This window comes from Pseudomonas sp. 05N434, from assembly GCF_056396965.1.
On sequence record NZ_JBFTMK010000612.1, the window covers coordinates 1 to 2,815 of the forward strand.

At 56.7% G+C, this 2,815-nt stretch carries 5 protein-coding genes; 2 read left to right on the forward strand and 3 right to left on the reverse strand.

Annotated elements, in window-relative coordinates:
• Positions 1–286: 286 nt before the first annotated feature.
• Both AC1DLB_RS26815 and tam read left to right on the forward strand, forming a co-directional pair.
• On the forward strand, positions 287–616 hold the full coding sequence (locus AC1DLB_RS26815) for a YXWGXW repeat-containing protein (protein WP_018926816.1): 330 nt from the start codon (positions 287–289) through the stop codon (positions 614–616).
• A gap of 71 nt (positions 617–687) precedes the next feature.
• Positions 688–1,455, forward strand: coding sequence for a trans-aconitate 2-methyltransferase (tam, locus tag AC1DLB_RS26820; RefSeq protein ID WP_111454827.1), 768 nt, complete (start codon positions 688–690; stop codon positions 1,453–1,455).
• A gap of 51 nt (positions 1,456–1,506) precedes the next feature.
• Here the strand turns inward: tam and AC1DLB_RS26825 are convergent, their stop codons facing one another.
• The 3 genes from AC1DLB_RS26825 to AC1DLB_RS26835 all read right to left on the reverse strand — a co-directional run bounded on the left by AC1DLB_RS26825 (position 1,507) and on the right by AC1DLB_RS26835 (position 2,745).
• Positions 1,507–1,914: a type II toxin-antitoxin system HicB family antitoxin gene (locus AC1DLB_RS26825; protein WP_064619786.1), complete on the reverse strand. Its 408-nt coding sequence runs from the start codon at positions 1,912–1,914 to the stop codon at positions 1,507–1,509.
• Between the two features lie 36 nt (positions 1,915–1,950).
• Positions 1,951–2,130 carry a type II toxin-antitoxin system HicA family toxin gene (locus AC1DLB_RS26830; RefSeq protein WP_007984690.1) on the reverse strand — a complete coding sequence of 60 codons (180 nt, stop codon included), beginning with the start codon at positions 2,128–2,130 and terminating at the stop codon, positions 1,951–1,953.
• Between the two features lie 267 nt (positions 2,131–2,397).
• Entirely contained in the window at positions 2,398–2,745 is a 348-nt protein-coding gene (locus AC1DLB_RS26835) for a hypothetical protein (protein ID WP_111454828.1), read from the reverse strand.
• Positions 2,746–2,815: the final 70 nt, after the last annotated feature.

The window sequence follows — 2,815 nt, forward strand, 5'->3', positions numbered from 1 at the left end:
TCCTTCCAACAGGCCGCGATAGGACTATAGATGCCATTTTTATACTGTCAAAACTGCTTTGCTGGTCGGTCGACGAACGGTCATTTAGGTTATGACTTCCTACGATTTGGCGATAAAAAAGGCTCATCCAGATCCTCTGTGTTTTCCGATCGTCAAGTGATCCGGGTTCAGGCAATAGACAGACAAGACCTGTTAAAAAAGCAGTGAACCAGGCAGGAGCATGGTGGAAAAGGGGGCGTTTTTTTGCTGGTTCACTCAACTTGGCTTTCAAGCCAGAGGAGGCGGCATGTTGTTACGTTACATGGTGTTGCTGGCAGTGGTGGTTACCGCAGCGGGTTGTGTGCAGGAACGGGTCGTTCATGACCGGCGTCCGGTGGAGCGTGAATATGTTGAGGTCATCGCACCGCAGCCGCCGCCGGAACGCGTTGTCGAGGTAGAGCCCGCGGGGCGACCGGGTTACCTCTGGTCCAGGGGGTACTGGCGTTGGGAAGGCGGGCGTTATGTCGCGGTTCATGGCCATTGGGTCCCGGAGCGACCGGGGTATCGTTATGTGCATCCGCACTGGGAGCAACGTAACGATGGCTGGCATTGGCGGGTGGGGGCGTGGGTTAACTGACGCGGACGATGTATCGTAGCCAACCGGTTGTCTGCCCCTGGCGACAACAATGCACCCGACAGGAGAGCGATATGAGTTGGTCCGCCAAACAATACGTAGCTTTCGAAGATGAGCGCACGCGCCCGGCGCGTGACTTGCTGGCCGCCATCCCTGCGGACGTCCGTTCGGCCATCGATATCGGTTGTGGCCCCGGTAATTCGACCGAGTTGCTGGTCCAGCGTTTTCCCGATGCCGCGGTGCGTGGGTTGGACAGTTCGACCGATATGATCGAGGCCGCCCGCAAGCGTTTGCCTCAGGTACGTTTCGACGTCGCTGACATTGATACCTGGAGCGACACCGGCCCGTTTGACGTGATCTTCGCCAATGCGGTGCTGCAGTGGGTGCCGGATCACGCCAGGCTGCTGCCGTCGCTGGTAAACAGGCTCACACCCGGCGGCAGCCTGGCGATCCAGATGCCCGATAACCTCAACGAACCGTCGCACCGGTTGATGCGCGAGGTCGCAGCGAACGGCCCTTGGGCTGACAAGCTGGCAAGGGCTGCCGGCCTGCGAACGGAAATGGAGGGTGCAAGCGGCTACTACTCAATGCTGCGTGGCCACTGCACTCGCGTCGATGTATGGCGCACCACTTACTATCATCCGCTCGCGGACGGCGCATCGGGCGTGGTCGAGTGGTTCAAGGGCTCCGGTTTGCGGCCTTTTCTCGAACCATTGGATGACGTGGAACGGGCACACTATCTCAAGCAGTATCAGACGGCAATCGAGCGGGCCTATCCGGCGCTGAGCGATGGTTCGGTGCTGCTGCCGTTTCCGCGGTTGTTCATGGTGGCAACGCGCTGACGAATCAAAGGGGACACATTCGTCCCCTTGATTGATCCGATTTTCAGGCTATCAACTTTGCTGCAAGACCTTGAGCGCCGCCGAGGCCAGAAACCCGGAGCGACTTTTCTCTTCGGGATGGTGCAATACGTACTCATCGATGCGGTTGAGCAGATAGCCGGGCAGGGTGATGTTGAGTTTCTGCGCCTTGCCCAGGTATTTGGTGATATCGATATCCACCACGGCCCACGTGCACCCTGCGTACTGTGGATTGGCCGCATGCAGGGTCACTTTGTTGGCGGGCGGAATCGGTGATCCGTCTTCGGCCAGAATCTCGAAATGACCTTCGATGGCTTCGCGAGCCATGGCCATGGCGTCATCCAGATCTTCACCGGCGGAGAAGCAACCTGGAATATCCGGAACTTCTACGCCCCAGGCGTGTTCGTCATCACCCATGGAAATCGCGATGGGGTAAAGCATGTTCGTTATCCTCCGAGGGCGCAGTCCATCGGTTCGTCAGAGCAGCGCCTGTTGCAAAATACTAATGGCCGTTTTCTTGAGCAGGTCCTTTTTCGGGTGAGGAACCGTCACCAGTCCAGGCTTGGTCGGATGCTTGAAGTGGTGATGACTCCCCCTGATTCGTACCAGATACCAGCCGTCCGCGACGATTTGGCTTATCAAAAACCGGCTATTCACATCACCTCCCTGTGGTGTGCTTGTGGTTACTATACCTACTGAAAATCACTAATCAACATTATAACCACCAATACACCCTGGATACGGATGGAAGAGCGGCCTGAAACGAGTCTAGGAGGGTGTGTCGCGATGGTTTGGGTAGAACCCGTTTTCTGTATTGCAGGGTTTTGCCGCAGCGCTGAAGCGCCAGGAATGCTCAAATTTCAGGCATAAAAAACCGGCCGCTACGGACCGGTTTTTTGCGTTCCCGCGCATCATGCGGCGTTTCTAAAGCAACTGATCAATCATAACCGCGTTGGTATAGATCACGCTGCCATCGCTCGCTCGATGCCCGACCAAATGGAACTGACCTCGCTCGTAATCGTGTTCTTTATGTATATAGACGCGCATTTGGCAATCGGACAAGGGGCCGCATCCCTCTGGCAAGACCAAATCCATTGTGCTCATGTCGACGTCGACCATGGCTTCACGCTCATGGGTCTTCTGCAGGCGTTCTTCAGCTTCCTCCAGACGCAGATGGAGGGGGCCGTCGACGTAAAAATGGATCTCACCGACCGGGATGGACTTCTGGTCGGGACTGGGCTTGCACCAGCCTTCGAGCGTCAGGGCACTCATGACAAAACCTCCATCGTGGACTGCTGGGCTACTGGACTCGGTGGCTATTGTCCCTTCTCAATGCCATCAC

Bases quoted from the DNA above. Each gene is read 5' to 3' on its own strand.
- AC1DLB_RS26815 (WP_018926816.1), top strand. From the start codon at position 287: ATGTTGTTACGTTACATGGTGTTGCTGGCAGTGGTGGTTACCGCAGCG.
- tam (WP_111454827.1), top strand. From the start codon at position 688: ATGAGTTGGTCCGCCAAACAATACGTAGCTTTCGAAGATGAGCGCACG.
- AC1DLB_RS26825 (WP_064619786.1), bottom strand. From the start codon at position 1,914: ATGCTTTACCCCATCGCGATTTCCATGGGTGATGACGAACACGCCTGG.
- AC1DLB_RS26835 (WP_111454828.1), bottom strand. From the start codon at position 2,745: ATGAGTGCCCTGACGCTCGAAGGCTGGTGCAAGCCCAGTCCCGACCAG.